The following is a 20,873-nucleotide window of genomic DNA, read 5'->3' as shown; positions in this document are numbered from 1 at the left end:
GAAGGCTGGGCCGGGAAGACCGCATTGTGCGCCTGGCGAGGGCCCGGTCCAATGAAGCCATGCATGAATCGACATACTTCTATTTGCTGCTGGTGGTGGTGTTCGTGCTGGCCGGCGTGGTCAAGGGCGTGACAGGGATGGGGTTGCCGACGGTGGCGATGGGCCTGCTGGGCAGCACCCTGTCACCGGTGGCGGCGGCGTCGATGCTGTTCATTCCAACCTTCGTCACCAATGCGTGGCAACTGCTGTCCGGGCCGTCGCTGGGCCACATCGTGCGGCGTTTGTGGCCGATGATGCTTGCCGTGGTGGTGGTGACGCTGGGTTCGGCCGCACTGCTGGTGCGGGTCGATCGCACCTGGTCGCGCGTTGCGCTGGGCGTGGCATTGGTGGTCTATGCCGCCTATGCGTTGCTCGCGCCGGTGTTCCGCGTGCCGCAGCGGCGCGAGCGCTGGCTGGGGCCGCTGGTGGGTGCGCTGTCCGGCGTGGTGACGGGGGCGACGGGTGTGTTCGTGATGCCGGCGGTGCCGTACCTGCAGTCGCTGGGATTGCAGCGCGAGGAGCTGGTGCAGGCGCTCGGGCTGGCGTTCACCGTGTCGACGATTTCGCTGACCACCGGTCTGGTGCTGCACGGTGCGTTCGGCATCCAGCAGCTGGGGCTGAGTGCGCTGGCGGTGCTGCCGGCGCTGCTGGGCATGTGGCTGGGCCAGGTGATCCGGCAGCGCATCAGTGCCCGCGTGTTCCGCGCCTGCTTCCTGGGGTTCCTGCTGCTGCTCGGGCTGGAACTGGTGCTGCGGCCGTTGTTCTGATGCCGGATCCGGGGCATGAAAAAACCCGCTTTCGCGGGTTTTTCTCATTCTCGACGTGGTGCCCAGGAGAGGACTCGAACCTCCACGGTTTTACCCGCTAGTACCTGAAACTAGTGCGTCTACCAATTCCGCCACCTGGGCGTCGAGGAGCGAGATTATGGGGTGCCGTGACGGGGGTGTCAACACTTTTTGCTGATCCCGGGTCGGTTGCCGTTGCGCATGCGAAACGGGCTCTGCCCCCCATCTCACTCGCTTGGGGCCAGAGCCCTTTCCTCTGGAAAGGAATCCGACCCCGGCTGCCGGATCACAGGCAAAAAAAATCCCCGCCGAAGCGAGGAGTCTTTTCGTTGGTGCCCAGGAGAGGACTCGAACCTCCACGGTTTTACCCGCTAGTACCTGAAACTAGTGCGTCTACCAATTCCGCCACCTGGGCGTTCCAGAGGCGCAATTGTGAAGATGAATCCGCAGGCTGTCAACGACTTCCTGAATATTTTTGACGCGATCGCTTGAAGGCGACCGCTGACCCGTTCTGCACGCCGCCAGCGGCTACCATGTAGGGCGATGACTACCAAAAAACCAAGCAAGGGCGGGAGCAAGTCCCGCAGCCAAGCCCCGAACAAGGGCGCCAAGGCGGGTGCAGCCCGCACCACCAAGCCGGGCAAGCCGCTGCCGGGCTGGTTCCCCGAATTGAATGAAGGCGGTGCACCGCCACGCGGCCGCAAGGTCCGCAGTACCGATGCACCGGGCCCGGCCCCGGGCCGCAAGCTGCCGCCGGCCGGCAAGGTGATCGACGATCCCTATGCCGCCCGCGAAGCGGAGAAGTACGAACAGCCCATCGCCAGCCGCGAGGCCATCCTGGCCCTGCTGGAGCGCTGCGAAGGGCCGCAGACCGCCGAGGAACTGGGCGCGCGCCTGGGCCTGACCGCTCCGGACCGGGCCGAAGCGCTGTCGCGCCGGCTCGGTGCGATGGTCCGCGACGGCCAGCTGGTGCAGAACCGTCGCGGCGGTTTCGCCCCGATCCAGACCCTGAACCTGGTCACCGGTGTGGTGATCGCCAACCCGGAAGGGTTCGGCTTCCTGCGCCCGGTCGAGGGCGGCGACGACCTGTTCCTGCCGCCTTATGAAATGCGCAAGGTCATGCACGGCGACAAGGTGCTGGCCCGCGTGACCGGCATCGATCACCGTGGCCGTCGCGAAGGCAGCATCGCCCGCGTGCTGGAGCGCGGCATGACCCGCCTGATCGGCCGCTTCAGCATCGAGATGGGCATCAACTACGTGGTGCCCGACGACAAGCGCGTGCAGCGCAACGTGCAGGTGCCGCCGGACCAGACCGGTGGTGCGCGCGACGGCCAGCTGGTGGTCTGTGAACTGACCCAGGCGCCGGACAGCCGCCGCCCGCCGATCGGCCGCATCATCGCGGTGCTCGGCGACAAGCTGACCGCGTCGCTGGTGGTGGAGACCGCCATCCATGGCCACGAGCTGCCGTTCGAGTTCCCGCAGGAGGTGCTGGACGAAGCGGCCTCGGTGCCGCTGGTGGTCGAGCCGGCGATGATTGGCGACCGTGTCGACCTGCGCAGCACGCCGCTGGTCACCATCGATGGCGAGGATGCCAAGGACTTCGACGACGCGGTGTACTGCGAGCCGAATGCCGAGGGTTTCCGCCTGGTGGTGGCGATTGCCGACGTCTCGAATTACGTTCGCCCTGGTACGCCGCTGGATGAAGAGGCGCAGAAGCGTGCGACGTCGGTGTACTTCCCGGGCTTCGTGGTGCCGATGCTGCCGGAGACACTGTCCAACGGCATCTGCTCGCTGATGCCGAAGGTCGACCGCATGTGCTTTGTCTGCGACATGCAGATCGACCGCGATGGCCTGGTCACGCATTCGCGCTTCTACGAGGCGGTGATGAACTCGCATGCGCGCCTGACCTACACCCAGGTGTGGAAGGCGGTGGGCGAGGACGATGCCGATACCAAGGCCTGGATGGGCGACCTGCTGCCGCAGGTGCAGCGCCTGCACCAGCTGTACAAGGTGCTGTCCAAGGCACGCGCCAAGCGCGGTGCCATCGAATTCGAAAGCAGTGAAGTGCGCTTCGTGCTGGACAACCGTGGTGAAGTGACCCAGGCCGGCATGCTGGTGCGCAACGACGCGCACAAGCTGATCGAGGAGTGCATGATCGCGGCCAACGTTGAGGCCGCCAGGTACCTGCTGTCGCGCCATGTGCCGGCGCCGTACCGCATCCACGAGAAGCCGCCGGAAACCAAGTACGCCGACCTGCTGGAATTCCTCAAGGAGTTCAAGCTGAGCCTGCCGCCGTGGTCGAAGGTGCGCCCGGGCGATTACACCAAGCTGCTGAAGAAGATCCGCGACCGCCCCGATGCCACGCTGCTGGAATCGGTGTTGCTGCGCAGCCAGAGCCTGGCGATCTACAGCCCGGAGAATCACGGCCACTTCGGCCTGGCGCTGGAGGCGTACGCGCACTTCACCTCGCCGATCCGCCGTTACCCCGACCTGCTGGTGCACCGTGCGATCAAGCATGCGTTGTCCGGCAAGCCGCTGGACAAGTTCACCTACAACGCGCGCGAAATGGCGGCCCTGGCGCTGCAGTGTTCCGAGCGCGAGCGCCGTGCCGACGAAGCCGAGCGCGAGGTCGACGAGCGTTACCGCGCGGCGTGGATGGAAAAGCACGTGGGCGGCCAGTTCGACGGCGTGATCAGCGGCGTGACCAGCTTCGGCCTGTTCGTGGAACTGGACGAGTCCAAGGTGCAGGGCCTGGTGCATGTGACCCAGCTGCCGCAGGACTATTACAAGTTCGACGCCACCCGCAAAACGCTGACCGGCGAACGCCGCGGCAGCAGCTACCGGCTGGGTGACCGCGTGCGGATCCTGGTGCTGAAGGCCAGCATGGAAGAGCGCAAGATCGACTTCCGCCTGGTCGAGCACAAGGGCGAGGACGAGGGCGATGGCCTGCCGCCGCCGCCCGAGCGGGGCAAGCCGGCCAAGCGCACCAAGAAGAAGTATTGAAAGGTGTGCCGACCAACGGTCGGCACCTACCGCAACTGGTAGGTGCCAACCTTGGTTGGCACGACGTTCCGGAGGAACCCCAGCATGCAAGGCCAACCCGAATACAGTGGCGGCTGCCAGTGCGGCGCGGTCCGCTTCCAGGCGCGTGGCGAGCTCATCGACAGCTCGATCTGCCATTGCCGGATGTGCCAGAAGGCGTTCGGTGCCTATTACGCGCCGCTGGTATCCGTGCGCGGCGTGCAGTTCAGCTGGACCCGCGGCCAGCCGCGCTATTTCCAGTCGTCCAACGTGGTGCGGCGTGGTTTCTGCGCCGACTGCGGTACACCCCTGACCTATGAAGCCCCGGATGGCGTGGCCGTGGCTGCCGGCGCCTTCGATGAGCCGGAACGCCTGCCACCGACGATCCAGTACGGGGTGGAGCGCAAGCTGCCGTTCGTCGACAGCCTGTCCGGCCTGCCGGCGCGGCGCACCGAGGACGACGTCGCCGCGCTGGAGTTCCTGGCCACCATCGTCTCCCACCAGCACCCCGACCACGACACCCCGCACTGGCCGCCGCGCAGTCGGTAACGCCCCTCTAGCGCCGAGCCCACGCTCGGCTGCTCCGGGTTCAGGCTTCATCGGCCCGCCGCCAGCCGAGCACGGGCTCGGCGCTACAGAGGGGCGGCCGGTCGCAGCGCCCGGCCTGCCGATGCTCTACCATAGCCACCCCCTTTCCGGTCCCCGCCCGCATGAGCAAGAACAGCCAGTGGATTGTCGGCGTCAACGCCGTCGCCTCCTCCATCGAGAACGACGCCGAGAACGTCCGCGAAGTGCTGGTCGAGGCCGGTGCGAAGAACCCGCGCCTGACCGAGATCGAAGAGAACGCCCGCCGCAAGGGCATCGATGTGCGCAAGGTGAACAGCCAGGCGCTGGACGGTGTTGGCGGTTCGGTGCGCCACCAGGGCGTGGCCGCGCGCTACGCCGCCGCCCGTACCTACAGCGAGAACGAGCTGGAAGGGCTGGTCACCGCGGCCGAGGGCAAGGCCCTGCTGCTGGTGCTCGACGAGGTGCAGGACCCGCACAACCTCGGCGCCTGCCTGCGCTCGGCCGCTGCCGCCGGGGCGACCGCGGTGATCATCCCGAAGGACAAGTCGGCCACGGTCAATGCCACTGTGCGCAAGACTTCGGCCGGTGCCGCCGACCTGATCCCGGTGGTGGCGGTGACCAACCTCTCGCGCTGCCTGAAGGACCTGCAGAAGCAGGGCGTGTGGATCTACGGCCTGGCCGGTGAAGCCACGGCCTCGCTGTACCAGCTGGACCTGAAGGGCAACATCGCGCTGGTGCTGGGCGGCGAAGCCGATGGCCTGCGCCGCCTGACCCGGGAGAACTGCGATGGCCTGGTCAAGATCCCGATGCCGGGCGAGATCGAGAGCCTGAACGTCTCCGTCGCCGCCGGCGTCAGCCTGTTCGAGGCCGTGCGCCAGCGCGGTTGATCGGCCAGCGCGATGTGATCGGGGTCAGATCCCTTTTCCAATGGGAAAAGGGATCTGACCCCGTTTCATGTCCCGCCTCACCCCGCGCTGCCGCCCAACGCCTTGAACAGCGTCACGTCGTTGTTGAGCTGGCCCTGGCGCGCACGTGCCAGCGACAGTTCGGCATCACGCCGGGTCTGCTGCGCTTCCAGCCAGGTGCGCAGATCGGTGGCACCCACGCGGTAACGCACTTCCTGCGCGCGTTCCACTTCCACCGCTTCGTCGTATGAAGCCTGCGAGGCCGCCACCTGGCGCGCCAGCTGCTCGCGCGCCGACAGTGCGTTGTCCACTTCCGAGAGCGCGGTATACAGCGTCTTGCGGAAGTTGCTGGCGGCGATCTGGTAGGCGGTGCCGGCGATATCGGTATCCAGCTGCGCACGCTGCAGGTTGAGGAACGGCAGCGACAGGCCGGCGCCCAGCGTGGCCACCGGGTTGCGCAGTACATCGCCCAGCGAGGTCGCGCTGGAACCGAGGCTGCCGGTCAGGCTCAGCGCAGGGTAGTACTGGGTGGCGGTGACCTTGATGGTCTTCAGGCTGTTGCGCAGGCGAAGTTCGGCCGCGCGCAGATCGGGGCGGCGGCCGAGCAGATCGGTCGGCAGGCCTTCGCTGATGGCTGGGCTGCGTGCGCCCAGCAGGTCCTGTGGTTCGTCCTGCTGGGGCCAGGGCGTGCCGTCCAGCAGCACGGTCAGCGCGTTGCGCACCTCCACCCGCTGCTGTTCCAGCGCGCTCTGCGAGGACCGCTGCGACTGCAGGTTCTGCAGTGCCTGGCGCACTTCCAGGCGCGATACCGCACCGGCGTCGAAGCGGGCCTGCACCAGTTCGCGGGTGCGTTCCAGGCGCTCCAGGTTGGCCTGGCCGGTGGCGATCGACTGGTTGAGGTAGGCCAGGTTCCAGTACTGGGTGATGGTGTCGCTGATCACCAGCAGCGCGGTGTTCTGCCGATCTTCCTCGCTGGCCTCGGCTTCCCAGCGGGCGATGTCGCGCTGGGTGCGCAGGCGGCCCCACAGGTCCACTTCCCAACCCAGCGAGACGCCGGTGGAATAGCTGCGGCGCCAATCATCAGACTGGTCGGTGGCGCGGCTGGCGCTGCCGCTCACGCCGGATGACGAGGGCTGCGGCCACAGTGCGTTGCTGGCCAGGCCGGCCTGCAGGCGCGAACGCTGCACGGCCAGGCCGGCGGCGGCCAGATCGCTGTTGGCGGCCAGCGCCTGCGCCACCAGGCGGTCCAGGCGTTCATCGCCGAAGCCGGTCCACCAGGTGTCCTGGCGGATGTCGCGGCCCGGTGTATCCAGGCTGCTGCGCGGGTCATCGGCTGGCGCGTTGAGGGTGGCATCGCCACGTCCATACTGCGCCGCCACGGCCGGGTCGTGCACCGGGTAGCGGCCGACCGACGCGCAGCCGGACAGGGCGAGTAGAACGGCACCGGCCAGCAGCAGGTGCCGGGGAGCGGGGAAGGGCAGTCGGGTCATCATCTTCATTCGCGGGCCAGGGCCTCCACCGGGTCGAGCTGCGCGGCGTTGCGCGCTGGCAGGAAGCCGAACGCAACGCCGATCAGGGTCGAGCAGGCAAACGCGGCGACGATCGAGGCGGTGGAGAACAGCACCTGGAAGTCGCTGGCGAAGCGGCCGATCATCGAGCCCAGCAGCAGGGCCAGGCCGATACCGAGCACGCCGCCGAGCAGGCAGACCAGCACCGCTTCAATCAGGAACTGCTGGCGGATATCACTCTGCCGTGCACCGACGGCCATGCGCACCCCGATCTCGCGGGTGCGCTCGGTCACCGATACCAGCATGATGTTCATCACGCCGATGCCACCGACCAGCAACGCGATGGCGGCGATGGCACCGATCAGCAGGGTCATCGTGCGCGTGGTCTGCTCGATGGTCTCGCGGATCTCGGCGCTGTTGCTGAGGAAGAAATCCTCGGTGCCATGGCGCAGGGTCAGCAGGCGGGTGATCGCTTCCTGCGCGGCGTCCATCGGCGTGTCATCGTCCACGCGCACGGTGATGCTGGACACGTGGCTCTGGCCGAGCATGCGCGACATCACCGTGGTGTACGGCACCCACACGCTGAGGCTGGTGCTGCCGCCGAAGCCGAAACTCTGCCGCTTGGCCACGCCGACCACGCGCGCCGGCACGTTGCCGAGCAGGATCACCTGGCCGACCGGGTCGACATCGGGAAAGAACTGGGCCTGGGTGTTCTCGTCGATCACCGCCACCTGGCCCAGGCCCTTGACCGCATCGGCATCGAAGAAGCTGCCGCTGAGCAGGGTCACGCCCTTGACCCGGAAGAACTGCTCGCCAACGCCGCTGACCTGGGCGGTGGACGACTGGTTGCGGTAACGCGCGGTGACCGAAGTCGATACGCTGGGGGTGGCGCTGTCCACGTAGCTCTGCCTTGCCAGTGCATCGGCATCGCTGGCCTTGAGCGTCTGTACGCGCGCCGAGCGCATGTCGCCGAAACCGCGGCCGGGATAGACGTCGATGGTATTGGTGCCGAGCGCGCTGATGTTCTGCAGGATCTGCTGCTGGGAGCCATTGCCCAGCGCCACCACCGAGACCACCGAGGCGATGCCGATGATGATGCCGAGCATGGTCAGGAAGGTTCGCAGCCGATGTGCGTTCATCGCCAGCAGCGCCATGCGGAACGCTTCGGTGAAGCGGTCGCGCGCGGCCCGCCAGCTGTTGCCGCGGGCGACGCCGGTACTGGCCTCGCGCTGCGCACGGTAGGTCGGCGCATTCGGGTTGGCGCGGTCGGCGATGATCTCGCCATCGCGGATTTCGATGATGCGCTGCGCGTGCTCGGCCACGCTCATGTCGTGGGTGACGATGATGATGGTGTGGCCTTCGGCATGCAGTTCGCCGAGGATCGCCATCACTTCCTCGCCGGATTTCGTGTCCAGCGCGCCGGTCGGTTCGTCGGCCAGGATCACCTCGCCGCCGTTCATCAGGGCGCGTGCGATCGACACGCGCTGCTGCTGGCCACCGGACAGCTGGCCCGGCTTGTGATGCATGCGGTCGCTCAGGCCCAGCCGCTGCAGCAGTTGCTCGGCACGCGCGTTGCGCACCGGGCCGGGGCTGCCGGCGTACACCGCCGGCACTTCCACGTTGCCGCGCGCATCCAGGTCGCCGAGCAGGTGGTAGCGCTGGAAGATGAAACCGAAATGCTCGCGGCGCAGTTCGGCCAGTTCGTCCGGTTGCATCTTCCCGGTTTCGCGGCTGGCCACCTGGTAGCTGCCACGGGTGGGACGATCGAGGCAGCCGAGGATGTTCATCAGCGTCGACTTGCCCGAGCCGGACTGGCCGACGATGGCCACCATCTCACCGGCGTGGATGTCGAGATTGACGTCGCGCAGCACGGCGATCACATCATCGCCGGCCGGGAATTCACGTCGCAGGTCGCGCAGGCGCAGCAGCGGCGCCGTCGTGCTCATCGGCGCCCCATGCCCGGGCCGCCAACCCGCATCTGCATGCCGCCGCGGTTGCCGCCGCCGGCGCTGGCACCGGCCGCACCCGCTTCGCCAACCACCACGCGCTCGCCTTCCTTCAGCCCGGACAGGATCTCGGCCAAGGCGCCATTGTTGATGCCCACCGTGACCTTGCGCGGCTGCGGTTGGCCCTTGTCGTCCAGCACCCGCACCATGCGCTCGTCGCCACGGCGCTTTGGCCCCAGCGCCACTGCCGGCACCATCAGCACGCCCTTGGCCTGCTTGAGCAGCACCGAGACCTGCGCGGTCATGTCGATGCGCAGCGTGCCATCCGGGTTCTCCACGTCGAACAGCGCGTTGTAGTAGACCGCGCTGCTGGAACTGGAACTGGAGGAGCTGCTGGAGCTGGATGAATTCTCGTTGGCGATCGAGGCTGGCGCCGGATTGATCTGGCGCAGCGTGGCGTGGTACTTGCGGTCCGGGTCGCCGAGCGTGGTGAAGTACACCGGCATGCCGGCCTTGATCTTGACCACGTCGGCCTCGGAGATCTCCGCATTGACGGTGACCACGTCCAGCCGCGCCAGCATGACGATGGTCGGCGCGGTCTGGTTGGCGTTCACCGTGCGGCCTTCCTCGGCCACCACCGCCACCACGGTGCCGTCCATCGGCGCGGTGATGCGGGTGTAGGCCAGGTTGGCGCGGGCGGTGCCCAGCTCGGTTTCGCGGCCCTTGATCTGCGCCTCGTAGGACTGCAGCTGGGCACGGGCGGTCTTCAGCTGCGCCTCGGCGGCATCGTATTCCTGGCGCGAGGTGGCCTCGGCAGCCAGCATCTGCTGCTGGCGCGCGAATTCCAGTTCGGCCTGGCGCAGGGTGGCCTGCTGGACGGCGCGCTGGGCGGTGACCTGGTCCAGCGAGGCCTGCGCGTTGAGCACCTGGTTCTGCTGGGTGGTGGCGTCGATCTCGGCAATCAGGTCGCCTTCCTTCACGGTGTCGCCCAGCTGCACCTTCAGCGACTTGATCTGGCCCGAGGCCTGCGCACCGACGCTGACCAGCTTGTAGGCATCGATCACGCCGGTGGCGTCCACCGTCTGCTCGATGTCACCGCGGCTGACCGGCGAGGTGGCCACCGCCGGCGCGGCGGGCTTGCGCAGCAGCCACCAGGCGGTCGCGGCGACGATCAGGGCAAGCAGGGCGATCAGTATCAGGCGACTCCGGCGGGTCGCGGGCAGCAGGCGGAACGTCACGTCGTGGCTTCACTCTCGGGGCCGCGCGTGCGGCGTTGGCGGGCATTGTGAAGACCGGGCGATGGACGGCTCAATCCTCGGGGTATGTCTGTATGTAACACTGTCGGTGAATACGCGTAACCACAGGTATCCCGCCCGTGGGTGGATACACTGGTACGCATTGCCCCGGATGCGGTTCAGCTGCCGACACGGGATGATCGCGACATGGAGACTGAAAACCCGATGCATCGACTGCTGATCGTCGACGACGACAACGACATCCGCACGCTGCTGGCCGAGCAGCTCGGCCGCGCCGGTTACCTGGTGAGCACGGCGGCCGATGGCACCGCCATGCGCCAGCTGCTGGACCGCGAGCACGTGGACCTGATCGTGCTCGACCTCAACCTGCCGCGCGAGGATGGCCTGACCCTGTGCCGTGACCTGCGTGCGCGTTCGAACACGCCGGTGATCATGCTGACCGCACGCGCCGAGCCGATCGATCGCGTGCTGGGCCTGGAAATGGGCGCCGATGACTACCTGGCCAAGCCGTTCGAACCGCGCGAGCTGCTGGCACGCATCCGCAACGTGCTGCGCCGGACCGAGGCGCTGCCGGCCAACCTGGAGCCGCTGGCGGTGCGCCGTGCGCGCTTCTCGCGCTGGGTGTTCGACCTGGAACATCGCCACCTGGTCGATCCGGATGACCGCGTGGTGGTGCTGTCCGGCGCCGAGTTCCGCCTGCTGCGGGTGTTCATCGCGCACGCCAACAAGGTGCTGTCGCGCGAGCAGCTGGTCGCGCTCAGCAGTGGCCGCAACTACGAGGCACAGGACCGCGCGATCGACCTGCAGGTCAGCCGCCTGCGCAACAAGCTGGGCGACGACGGTGGCCCGGACGGACTGATCAAGACCGTGCGCAACGAGGGCTACGTGCTGGCCTCCGCGGTCAACCTGGAATAAGCCGCGATGAAGCGCCTGCGCCATTTCCTGTCCTCGATGGTCGGGCGGTTGTTCGTGATCCTGTTGCTGGGCATGGCGGTGGCTGCGATCGGCGCGACCATGCTGGCCACTTCCAAGCGCCAGCAGGAGTTCGAGCGGCAGAACCTGAACCGCATCGCCGACCGCCTGCAGGGCTACGTCAACCTGCTGGACGGCAATCCGGAGCTGCGCGAGCGCCTGCTGGCGATCGGCGGGCCGAGCGTGCGCGCGCTGCAGCCCGGAGCCCGCCTCGGGCGTGCCGACACGGCGCTGATGGAAGTGCTGGAAGACCGCCCCGGACCGGTGTCGCGCGCGCATGTGCACTTCGCTTCGTTCCGCTCCTGCATTCCCAAGCTGCAGGACCTGCTGCCGCCGCCACCGCCGGGTCACCGGCGGCCGCCGCGCGAACGCGACCCGGCGTTCATCCCGCCCAAGTGCCGCGCGGTGGACGTGACCCTCAACGACGGCACGCTGCTGAAACTGGCGCTGGACTCGCCGGCGGTGGCGCACAACGGCATCCTCGCCGTGGACCCGTGGTTCCTGACCCTGCTGGTGCTGGCGATTGCCGTGCTGGCCTATATCGTTGCGCGCATGGCCAGTGCGCCACTGCAGGAACTGGCCGCCGCTGCCGAGGATCTCGGCGACGATCTGCAGCGCGACCCGTTGCCATTGCGCGGGCCGCGTGAAGTGCAGCGCGCCGCCGAAGCCTTCAACGCCATGCAGCACCGCCTGCAGCGGCACCTGGCCGAACGCACGCAGATGCTGGCGGCGATCACCCATGACCTGCAGACGCCGCTGACCCGGTTGCGCCTGCGCCTGGAGAATGTCAGCGACGAAGCCCTGCGCGAGCGCCTGATCGGTGACCTGGCGGCGATGCAGGCGCTGGTGCGCGAGGGCCTGGAACTGGCCCGCAGTGCCGAGAGTGCCGAGCAGCGCGCCGCACTCGACCTGGATTCACTGCTGGAGAGCATCGTCGAGGACACCGCCGAAGGCGGCGCCGACGTGGTCTTCGAGGGGGGCAGTGGTTCGGTGCTGATGCTGCGTCCGCTGGCCATGCACCGCCTGTTCTCCAACCTGGTGGACAACGCGGTGATGTACGCGCAACGGGCGCGGGTACGGGTCGAGCGCAGCGGCGGTGCGATCACCGTAGTGGTGGCCGATGACGGCCCCGGCCTGGCCGAAGAGCAGCTGGAGGCGGTGTTCGATCCGTTCGTGCGGGTGGAAACCTCGCGTTCGCGCCAGACCGGCGGGGCCGGCCTGGGCCTGACCATCGCCCGCGCCCTGGCCGAGAAGGACGGCGCGCGGCTGTGGCTGCGCAACCGGGCCGAAGGTGGCCTGGAGGCGGTGGTGCAGTGGCCGGCCAGTGCCCAGGTGGTGGCGCCCGGCCGCGCCGGCTGAGCCGGCGGGCCGCGGACGGTGACGCCGGGGCCGGGGTTTGGCCTATCATCTGCCCATCTCCCCAGTCTCCCCTCGATGAGCCAGCCCGTTCCCGCCGGCATGCCAGTGCGCGCTGCCCGGCTGTTCCCGCACGCTGCCGCGCCCTGCAGCCGCACCTGGCCGCCGCTGCTGCGGTGATGGGCGGGCAGGGGGACGAGGGGCGCTGGGTGGAGCGCCGCGCATCAGGATTCAGGCGGGCACTGCGGCAGGGCCTGCTGTGGTTGCTGCTGGCCCTCGCGCTGCCGCTGGCGGCACAGGAGGGCGCGCCCCCGCTGCGCGACTACGCCATCGATGTATGGACCTCGCGCAACGGCCTGCCGCACAACTCGCTGCGCGACATCGCACAGACGCCGGAGGGCCATCTGTGGTTCGCCACCTGGGAAGGGCTGGTGCGCTACAACGGACTGGACTTCACCGTGTTCGACCGCAGTACGCGCCCGGGCCTGCGCGACAACGGCATCGGCGCACTGTTCGTCGACCGCCAGGGCGGGCTGTGGATCAGCGATTCGCGCGGCAACGTCAGCCACCGCGGCAGCGACGGCCAATGGCGGGTCTGGGAGCACCAGGCCGGTACACCGCAGGTGCTGATCCAGTCCATGCAGATGGACAGCCAGGGCCGGCTGTGGCTGCTGTACGAAGGCAAGGGCATCGGCTACCTGACGCCGGATGCCGGCATCGTCTACCAGGCACCGGCGGCGGACCTGCCGATGGCGATGAGCTTCACCAAGCTGGTGGTCGATGCACAGGACCGGGTATGGGTCGGCACGCTCGACGGGCTGGTGCTGCGCGACAACGACGGCGTGCTCAAGCGCGCGCCCGCCGCGTGGGGGCTGGGCGCCGGCAGCGGCCTGTCGTGGCCGTACCGGGCACCGGATGGCGCGCTGTGGATCGTCGCCGGCGAGCGCCTGTACCGGGTGGAGGACGACCAGCTGGTGCTGGTGCACCGCCTGCCGGGCCAGCTGCACATGACCTCGATGCTGCAGGACCGGCATGGCGATCTGTGGCTGGGTACCGAGAACCAGGGCCTGCTGCGCATTTCCGCCCATGGCCTGGAGCGGCTGCCGGCCGGCCTGAACCTGCCGGGCGGACGCGTGGTCAGCCTGCGCGAGGATGCCGAAGGCAGCATCTGGGTGGGAGCCAATGGGGGCCTGTACCGCCTGCGCGAAACACTGTTCAGCAGCTTCACCGAGCGCGATGGGCTCAGTGGCGACTACGTGCGCACGGTGTTCGAGGATCGCGACCGCCAGCTGTGGGTCGGCAGCGCCAGCGGCCTTGACCTCCAGACCCGCGACGGTCGTTTCCGCGCGGTGCCGCTGCACAACCGCGGCGGCAAGGCGCCCTCGGTACTCAGCCTGGCACAGGGGCCGGACGGTGACCTGTGGGTGGGAACCTTCGGCGACGGCGTTTACCGGCTGGGTCGCGATGGGGGCCTGCGCCACAACTATGCGGCGGCTGACGGCATGCCGGGCGGCAACATCCGTGCGATCACCGTTGACCCGCAGGGCGTGGTCTGGGCCGGCACGCAGAAGGGCGTGGTGCGCATCGACGGCGACCGGGTGCAGGTCTCGAACGTGCCGGGCATGCCCGGCGGCCTGATCACCGCGCTCGAGCATGACCACCAGGGCAACCTGTGGATCGGCACCATCGAAGGCATCCGCGTGCTGCGTGGCGACCACGTGCAGTCGATCGACCTGGCCCCGCTGGGGGGCGGCCGCAGCGTGTTCGGTTTCCACCAGCTGGGCGATGCGATGTGGATCAGCAGTGATCGTGGCCTGTACCGCTGGCGCAACGGTGCGCTGGCGCGGGTCGGCCTGGAGCAGGGCATGCCGGTGGACGCGGTGTTCCAGCTGGTGCCGGACCGCCTCGGCAATGTCTGGATCAGCAGCAACCGTGGTGTGCTGCGCACCGACATGGCCACCCTCAATGCGGTGGCCGATGGCCGCACGCCGCGGGTGGTGCTGGAGCGCTACAACGAGATCGACGGCATGGCCAATGCACAGGCCAATGGCAGCTCCAGTCCATCGGCGATCCTGCGCCAGGATGGCACGTTCTGGGTGGTCACCGCCGGTGGCCTGAGCACGGTCGACCCGCAACGCCTGCAGCGTTTCCGCGAGCGGCCATCGCCGCCGGCGGCGATCGAGAGCGTGCAGGTGGATGGTGCGCCGGTGCACTGGGAGGGACCGGATCGCAATTACATTCCCGGTGGCCGCCGGTTGGCGGTGAGCTATGTCGGCCTGAGCTACCTGATGTCCGACCGGATCCGCTACCGCACGCGGCTGGATGGCCTCGATGCCGGCTGGGTCGAGCGTGGCCCGCAGCGCAGCGTCGAGTTCGTTGGCCTGCCGCCGGGCGACTACACCCTGCATGTGGCTGCGGCGCATCCGGGCGGCAGCTGGGGCCAACAGGAGGCGGTGTGGAGCTTCAGCGTCGAGCCGTTCTGGTGGCAGCGGCGCAGCGTGCAGGCGCTGGGCGGGCTGTTGCTGCTGGCCGGCCTGGTGGCACTGTACCGCCTGCTGCTGCAGCAGCTGAAGGCCAGCAACCTGCGCCTGGCGCGGCGGGTGGACGACGCGACCTTCGACCTGCAGGCCAAGACCGTGCACCTGCAGGCGCTGAACCAGGAAAAGACCGAGCTGGCCGAACGCCTGGCGCGCCAGGCCGAAGCCTTCGAGCGCCAGGCCCGTGAGGATGCGCTGACCGGGCTGGCCAACCGCCGCGGCTTCGACGAGACGCTGGCGCGTGACTTCGCCCGTTCGCAGCGCAGTGGTCATCCACTGTGCCTGGTGGTGCTGGACATCGACCATTTCAAGGACGTCAACGACCGCCACAGCCACAGCATCGGCGATGCCGTGCTGGTGCAGGTGGCGACGCTGATCGCAGCCGCCAGCCGCGACTCCGACCTGCCGGCGCGCACCGGCGGCGAAGAGTTCGCGCTGCTGCTCAACGACACCCGCCTGGAGGAAGCCGCGCAGCTGTGCGCGCGCCTGCGCGGCCTGTTCCATGACCACCCCGACTGGGCCGGTGTGGAAGGCCTGCGCGTGACCTTCAGTGCGGGGCTGGTGGAGCTGGATGCCGACGACCGCACCCCGGCGCTGCTGTACCAGCGCGCCGACCGCGCGCTGTACCGCGCCAAGAGCGACGGCCGCGATCGCACGAGCATTGGTTGATCGCATCCACGCATGGCGTGGATCTACTGTGCGGCGATTGATTCGCCACCATGCATCGATGGAACGACGTCGGCCTGTAGAGTCGAGCCGTGCTCGACCACCGCGCGGCAGCGCGGAAAAAGGTGCAGCCGAGCATGGCTCGGCTCTACAGAAAGCGCTTTCTTACCGCGGCCAGGCGTTGGCGATGGTGCAGAACAGCCGCGCGGTCTGCTCGGTGTCATATACCGCGCTGTGCGCTTCATTCGCATCCCAACCCAGCCCGGCGGCAGTGGCCGCACGCGCCAGCACGGTCTGGCCGTAGGCGATACCGGCCAGGGTGACCGTGTCGAACACGCTGAACGGATGGAACGGGTTGCGCTTGTGGCCGGTCCGCGCCACGGCCGCGTTGACGAAGCCGAGGTCGAAATGGGCATTGTGGCCAACCAGGATCGCGCGCTGGCAGCCGTACTTCTTCATCGCCGCACGCACCGGAGTGAAGATGTGGTCCAACGCCGCTTTTTCTTCCTTGGCCAGCCGGAACGGATGGTCGAGGATGATGCCGGTCACTTCCAGCGACTTCGGGTCGATCTCCAGGCCCTCGGCCGGGACCACGTGGGCACTGGCGGTCTGGCCGGGGTAGAGCAGGCCGTTCTCGTCCATCTCGAGCGGCACCGCAGCGATTTCCAGCAGCGCGTTGCGCTGGCTGTCGAAGCCGCCGGTTTCCACATCCACCACCACCGGCAGGAAGCCGCGGAAGCGTTGTGACATCGCGCGCTGCGCCTGGGGAACTGCGGAATCGGGAACGGCGGCAGGTGCGGGGATGGGGTCAGTCATGCGTGAATTCTATCAGAGCAGCCCTGAGCGCCCGGCCACGCAGCCCATGCCAGCCACCGTGGTGGCACGAACGCAGAACCCGGTAGGTGCCAACCTTGGTTGGCACATGACGCGCCGACCAAGGTCGGCATCTACCGAACCGCTGGCCGCGCAGGTGTGGCCGAGGGAGACCACCGCGCCAACCAGGCGTCCACGCTCAGCTTGCCGGCGCCGGTGAAGATCAGCGGCAGCAGCATGGCCATGAACAGCACCGGCAGCTTGAAGTTGCCGAAGCCCTGGTCGCTGATCGCATAGCCCATGGCCAGGTCGGCCAGCGAGTTCCACTCCATCGGCCAATGCACCGCATAGGTGGCCACCACGGTCAGCACCAGCAGGCTCGCGGCGGCGAAACGGGTGCCGAAACCGAACAGCAGGCAGGCCGCCCCGAGCAGTTCGAACCAGGTCGCCAGTTGCCAGTTCAGGGTGGCCGGCAACTGGTCGAACGGGAATGGAAAGGCGTCCTGCAGGTCGGCGAACCAGTTCTGGCCGCGCAGCTTCTCGCGGCCGGATTCGAAGAATTCCCAGGCCAGCAGCAGGCGCAGGCCGAGCGGGGCCAACCAGGGGGCGAGACGGTCCAGCTGGTCACGCGCGGCGGCCAGGGTCGGAAGGTTCATCAGGGGATCTCCGCAAATGGGGTGTCAGGGCGGGGCGGTGAGCGGGCCGATCACGCCGGCCTGCAGGAACTGCCGCAGCAGCGCGGCACCGGGGCCGGCCAGCGCGTCTTCGGCCAGCCCATGCGTGGTGGCGAGGCGTTGCAGGTACGTACGGCCTTCCAGCCCAGGCTGTTCACCGATGCTGGACAGCAGGTGCACCGCCAAGGGGCTGAGCGCGGCGAATCGCACTTCACCGTCGGCTTCGCGGCGGACCAGCAGGCCGGTGGGTTCTGGGAGGGGCTGGGTCGGCGCATCCTCTGCACCGAGACGGTGCACCGGCCACTGGTACAGCAGCGGCCACGCCAGCGGCGAACGCTGCAGCGGCACCCGCAGCGGATCGACATCGCCAGGCGCAGGAAGTGGCTCGGCCTGCAACTGGTACAGCGCGGTTTCCACCCACTCGTAGTGGGCCAGTTCGGTCAGCGCCGGGTGCGGCAGCTGCGGCTGTGCCTGCAGCCACTGCACGAACTCGGCGGCCAGCTCGGTGAACAGGGGGGTCTGGCAGCGATGGGTGGCGAAGTAGTGGCGCACCAGCGCGCTCCATGCCGGTTCGCCGAGCAGGCGGACGCAGACCGGGAAACCGTTGCTCAGGAGCCCGAGCAGGTTGTTGAACAGCAGGTGCTGGTACACCGCCAACCGGCGTGCATCCAGGCCGGCTGGTGCCGGCACCGCCTGTGGATCGCGCAGGTGCGCGGTGAACGCGTGCTGCTGCGCGCGCAGGGTGTCGATAGCGTCAGCCATGTGCAGCCCCGGCGTGTGCGGCCTGCAGGCGGCGGATGGTCTGCAGTTCGCCCTGCAGTTCCGCATAGGGCGGGAAATTGAAATCGCGTTCGAGCAGGGTGGGGCGTGGGCCGATGCGAGCATAGGTACGCGCCAGCAACTCCCAGACCGGATCAATCACCGCGCTGCCATGGGTATCGATCTTCAGGTCGGGTGCCTCGTCCAGGTGCCCGGCCACGTGCAGGCAGACGATACGCTGCGCGGGCAGGCCGGCGATGAAGGCATCGGCATCGTAGCCGTGGTTGCAGGCGTTGACGTAGACGTTGTTGACGTCCAGCAGCAGGTCGCAGTCGGCTTCGGCGAGCACCGCATTGGTGAACGCCAGCTCGTCCATCGCCGGTTCCGGCGCCAGGTAGTAGGACACGTTCTCCACCGCGATGCGGCGGCCGAGCAGGTCCTGCACGCGGCGGATGCGCTGCGCGGTATGGCGCACGGCTTCGTCGGTGAAGGGGATCGGCAGCAGGTCGTACAGGTGGCCGTCGTCGCTGCAGTAGCTCAGGTGCTCGCTGTACAGCGGCACGCGGTGCTTTTCGAGGAACCGGCCGACCTGCTCCAGCAGCGGGGTGTCCAGGGCGGCACTGCCGCCCAGCGACAGCGACAGGCCGTGGCAGCTCAGCGGATGGCGGTGTGCCAGTTCGGCCAGGGCATCACCGGCCGGGCCGCCGACATGGATCCAGTTCTCCGGCGCGCATTCCAGGAAGTCGAAGTCGCCTGCCGGAGCGTCACGCAGATCCTGCAGCAGCGCCCGGCGCAGGCCCAACCCTGCAGCCGCCGCGCGAAGCGGCGACTGCGGGTGGACGAGGCTGGCGCGGACGTCAGTGCTTGCCACCGCACTTGCCTTCGCCGCACTTGCCTTCAGCCGACTTCGTGTCGCCGGTCTTGGCCTTGGCGCCCGCTGCGCCGGCAGCCTTGCCCTTGTCGGCACCGCACTTGCCTTCGCCGGTCTTGCCGTCGGCACCACACTTGCCTTCGGCGTGCTTGGTCGCGTCGGCTGCCATCTTGGTATCGGCGGCCTTGGCATCGGTGCTGGCCTTGGCTGCCTGGCCGGCCACCAGGTAGCCCTGGGCGAGGTCGCTCATGCTCAGCGCCGAGGCGCTGGCGGTCATGCCCAGGCCGGCGGCCAGGGCGGTAGCGGTCAGCAGGGACAGGGTCTTGTTGGAACTGCTCATCGGTCTTACTCCTGGGTGGTGGGCAGGTGCCCGGGGTGAATCGATGGTGCAGCGATCCTACTCAACGAATCCTCGCCAAGAACTCAAATTTTCGTGAGATCTGTTACAGAAGCATCCGGCAGGTCCGCACCGGGCACGCGTGGCGCCCACAATGCGGATGAAACACCCCAAAAAAGAAGGCCGCTGTCACCAGGACAGCGGCCACCTTGGAGTCGACTCCGGTGTTGCAGTGCAGCGTCAGGGCTGGCCGGTGCTGGAGGTCTCGTCGCGCTTTTCACGCGGTGGCAGCGGCTGCTCGCCATGCACCAGGAACCATACGTTCTCGGCGATGTTGGTGGCGTGGTCGCCCACGCGCTCCAGGTTCTTGGCCATGAACAGCAGGTGCGTGCACGGGGTGATGTTGCGCGGGTCTTCCATCATGTAGGTCAGCAGCTCGCGGAACAGCGCGGTGTACTGCGCGTCCAGGCGGGCGTCGTCCTCACGCAGTTCCAGCGCGGCATCAGCATCGTTGTCGCGGTAGGCGGCAATGGCACGCCGGACCTGCTGCGCGGCCAGGCGGCCCAGTGCACGCAGGCCCTGGATCTGCGGCAGCGGCGGCACCTTGCCCAGCGCGATCGAGCGCTTGGCGACGTTGGCAGCGTAGTCACCGATGCGCTCGATGTCGGCCGGAATGCGCAGGCCGGCAAGGATCTCGCGCAGGTCGCGCGCCATCGGGCCACGCAGCGCCAGGCGCATCACGTCGTGGCTGATCTGCTGTTCCAGCGCATCGATCGCCTCGTCGTTGGCGATGATGCGATGGGCAGCGTTCTCGTCGCGCTTCTCGATCACGTCCATCGACGCTTCGAGCTGGGCGACGGCCATCTCGCCCATGCGCACGATCTCGGCCACCAGGCGCTGCTGCTCTTCGTCGTAGCTCTTGACGATGTGGTCGTTGGGAAGGTTCATGGTTGTTCCACTCTGTAGAGTCGAGCCACGCTCGACTGATGGTGTCTGCAGGGTCGAGCCGTGCTCGACTGACGTTTCAGCCGAAGCGGCCGGTGATGTAGTCCTCGGTCTGCCGCTGCGACGGCTGCGAGAAGATCACTTCGGTGCGGTCGTGCTCGATCAGGTCGCCCAGGTACATGAAGGCGGTGTAGTCGGACACGCGAGCGGCCTGCTGCATGTTGTGGGTGACGATCACGATGGTGTACTCGTGCTTGAGTTCTTCCACCAGCTGCTCGATGCGGCTGGTCGAGATCGGATCCAGCGCCGAGGTCGGCTCGTCCAGCAGCAGCACCGACGGGCGCAGGGCCACGGCACGGGCGATGCACAGGCGCTGCTGCTGGCCGCCGGACAGGCCCAGTGCGCTCTGCCCCAGCTTGTCCTTCACTTCGTCCCACAGCGCGCCCTGGCGCAGCGCCTGCTCGACGCGGTCGGCCATGTCGGCCTTGCTCAGCTTCTCGTGGTGGCGGATGCCGTAGGCCACGTTCTCGAAGATGGTCATCGGGAACGGCACCGGCTTCTGGAACACCATGCCGACCTTGCTGCGCAGGCGGTTCATCGGGTACTTCGGCGACAGGATGTTCTCGCCGTCCAGCAGCACTTCACCGCGCGCTTCCAGCTTCGGGTACAGCGCGTAGATGCGGTTGAAGATGCGCAGCAGGGTCGACTTGCCGCAACCGGAAGGACCGATCAGCGCGGTCACGCGCTTTTCCGGGATTTCCAGGTTGATGCCCTTCAGGGCGTGGAACTTGTCGTAGTAGAAGTCCAGTCCACGCGCAGCCAGCTTCACCGGCGACGGCGTGTGCAGGCTCTCGTGCGAGGACGGCACGGCGATGCGCTGCATCGGCACGGCGTTGGAAAGGTCGTTCATGGCGTT

17 protein-coding genes and 2 tRNA genes are annotated in these 20,873 nt (G+C 68.0%); 7 read left to right on the top strand and 12 right to left on the bottom strand.

The genetic code is table 11. From position 1 onward, the window contains the following. The first annotated feature begins 59 nt into the window (after positions 1-59). Positions 60-806 (top strand): sulfite exporter TauE/SafE family protein, encoded by a 747-nt coding sequence (locus AC5P53_RS10600; RefSeq protein ID WP_014646526.1) that lies wholly within the window; start codon positions 60-62, stop codon positions 804-806. 56 nt (positions 807-862) lie between these two features. On the opposite strand, the gene AC5P53_RS10595 is transcribed toward AC5P53_RS10600, so the two are convergent. Then, positions 863-947, bottom strand: a tRNA-Leu gene (locus AC5P53_RS10595). Between the two features lie 207 nt (positions 948-1,154). Continuing rightward, positions 1,155-1,239 (bottom strand) — tRNA-Leu (locus AC5P53_RS10590). A gap of 128 nt (positions 1,240-1,367) precedes the next feature. Between AC5P53_RS10590 and rnr the strand changes: the two genes are divergently transcribed. The 3 genes from rnr to rlmB all read left to right on the top strand — a co-directional run bounded on the left by rnr (position 1,368) and on the right by rlmB (position 5,299). Continuing rightward, positions 1,368-3,827: a ribonuclease R gene (rnr, locus tag AC5P53_RS10585; protein ID WP_049442198.1), complete on the top strand. Its 2,460-nt coding sequence runs from the start codon at positions 1,368-1,370 to the stop codon at positions 3,825-3,827. 84 nt (positions 3,828-3,911) lie between these two features. Continuing rightward, complete coding sequence (locus tag AC5P53_RS10580) at positions 3,912-4,394, top strand: GFA family protein (protein WP_241886640.1); 483 nt, start codon at positions 3,912-3,914, stop codon at positions 4,392-4,394. 161 nt (positions 4,395-4,555) lie between these two features. After that, on the top strand, positions 4,556-5,299 hold the full coding sequence (rlmB, locus tag AC5P53_RS10575) for a 23S rRNA (guanosine(2251)-2'-O)-methyltransferase RlmB (protein WP_005408775.1): 744 nt from the start codon (positions 4,556-4,558) through the stop codon (positions 5,297-5,299). 77 nt (positions 5,300-5,376) lie between these two features. Here rlmB and AC5P53_RS10570 read toward each other — a convergent pair whose 3' ends face one another. The 3 genes from AC5P53_RS10570 to AC5P53_RS10560 are packed head-to-tail and all read right to left on the bottom strand — an operon-like array spanning position 5,377 to position 10,009. Beyond that, positions 5,377-6,816 carry a TolC family protein gene (locus AC5P53_RS10570; protein ID WP_046429746.1) on the bottom strand — a complete coding sequence of 480 codons (1,440 nt, stop codon included), beginning with the start codon at positions 6,814-6,816 and terminating at the stop codon, positions 5,377-5,379. After that, entirely contained in the window at positions 6,813-8,771 is a 1,959-nt protein-coding gene (locus tag AC5P53_RS10565) for a MacB family efflux pump subunit (RefSeq protein ID WP_495227357.1), read from the bottom strand. The genes AC5P53_RS10570 and AC5P53_RS10565 overlap by 4 nt, the downstream gene beginning before the upstream one ends. Continuing rightward, a complete protein-coding gene (locus AC5P53_RS10560; RefSeq protein ID WP_241886642.1) occupies positions 8,768-10,009 on the bottom strand; it encodes an efflux RND transporter periplasmic adaptor subunit in 1,242 nt (413 codons plus the stop codon). The genes AC5P53_RS10565 and AC5P53_RS10560 overlap by 4 nt, the downstream gene beginning before the upstream one ends. 204 nt (positions 10,010-10,213) lie before the next feature. Between AC5P53_RS10560 and AC5P53_RS10555 the strand changes: the two genes are divergently transcribed. From AC5P53_RS10555 to AC5P53_RS10545, 3 genes are all read left to right on the top strand, one after another. Continuing rightward, positions 10,214-10,942 (top strand): response regulator, encoded by a 729-nt coding sequence (locus tag AC5P53_RS10555; RefSeq protein WP_041863210.1) that lies wholly within the window; start codon positions 10,214-10,216, stop codon positions 10,940-10,942. A gap of 6 nt (positions 10,943-10,948) precedes the next feature. Then, positions 10,949-12,358: an ATP-binding protein gene (locus AC5P53_RS10550; protein WP_032956880.1), complete on the top strand. Its 1,410-nt coding sequence runs from the start codon at positions 10,949-10,951 to the stop codon at positions 12,356-12,358. A gap of 176 nt (positions 12,359-12,534) precedes the next feature. Then, positions 12,535-15,561 (top strand): ligand-binding sensor domain-containing diguanylate cyclase, encoded by a 3,027-nt coding sequence (locus AC5P53_RS10545; RefSeq protein ID WP_041864114.1) that lies wholly within the window; start codon positions 12,535-12,537, stop codon positions 15,559-15,561. 162 nt (positions 15,562-15,723) lie between these two features. Here the strand turns inward: AC5P53_RS10545 and rnt are convergent, their stop codons facing one another. From rnt to pstB, 7 genes are all read right to left on the bottom strand, one after another. After that, positions 15,724-16,374 (bottom strand): ribonuclease T, encoded by a 651-nt coding sequence (gene rnt / locus AC5P53_RS10540; RefSeq protein ID WP_241886643.1) that lies wholly within the window; start codon positions 16,372-16,374, stop codon positions 15,724-15,726. Between the two features lie 131 nt (positions 16,375-16,505). Continuing rightward, on the bottom strand, positions 16,506-17,027 hold the full coding sequence (locus AC5P53_RS10535; RefSeq protein WP_032956524.1) for an HvfX family Cu-binding RiPP maturation protein: 522 nt from the start codon (positions 17,025-17,027) through the stop codon (positions 16,506-16,508). A gap of 24 nt (positions 17,028-17,051) precedes the next feature. After that, positions 17,052-17,807 carry an HvfC family RiPP maturation protein gene (locus AC5P53_RS10530; protein WP_241886644.1) on the bottom strand — a complete coding sequence of 252 codons (756 nt, stop codon included), beginning with the start codon at positions 17,805-17,807 and terminating at the stop codon, positions 17,052-17,054. Beyond that, positions 17,800-18,675 (bottom strand): HvfB family MNIO-type RiPP peptide maturase, encoded by an 876-nt coding sequence (locus AC5P53_RS10525; protein ID WP_032956527.1) that lies wholly within the window; start codon positions 18,673-18,675, stop codon positions 17,800-17,802. Before AC5P53_RS10525 ends, AC5P53_RS10530 begins: the two co-directional genes overlap by 8 nt. Then, complete coding sequence (locus AC5P53_RS10520) at positions 18,662-19,015, bottom strand: HvfA family oxazolone/thioamide-modified RiPP metallophore (protein ID WP_014646537.1); 354 nt, start codon at positions 19,013-19,015, stop codon at positions 18,662-18,664. Before AC5P53_RS10520 ends, AC5P53_RS10525 begins: the two co-directional genes overlap by 14 nt. A 237-nt stretch (positions 19,016-19,252) precedes the next feature. Next, positions 19,253-19,960 carry a phosphate signaling complex protein PhoU gene (gene phoU / locus AC5P53_RS10515; RefSeq protein ID WP_005408787.1) on the bottom strand — a complete coding sequence of 236 codons (708 nt, stop codon included), beginning with the start codon at positions 19,958-19,960 and terminating at the stop codon, positions 19,253-19,255. 76 nt (positions 19,961-20,036) lie between these two features. Then, positions 20,037-20,867 carry a phosphate ABC transporter ATP-binding protein PstB gene (pstB, locus tag AC5P53_RS10510; RefSeq protein WP_005408788.1) on the bottom strand — a complete coding sequence of 277 codons (831 nt, stop codon included), beginning with the start codon at positions 20,865-20,867 and terminating at the stop codon, positions 20,037-20,039. Between the last annotated feature and the right edge of the window lie 6 nt (positions 20,868-20,873).

This window comes from Stenotrophomonas sp. YJH_SMC_82 (assembly GCF_059368875.1).
The sequence above is the reverse complement of the archived record's forward strand: the minus strand, read 5'-3'. Positions and strand labels throughout refer to the sequence as shown.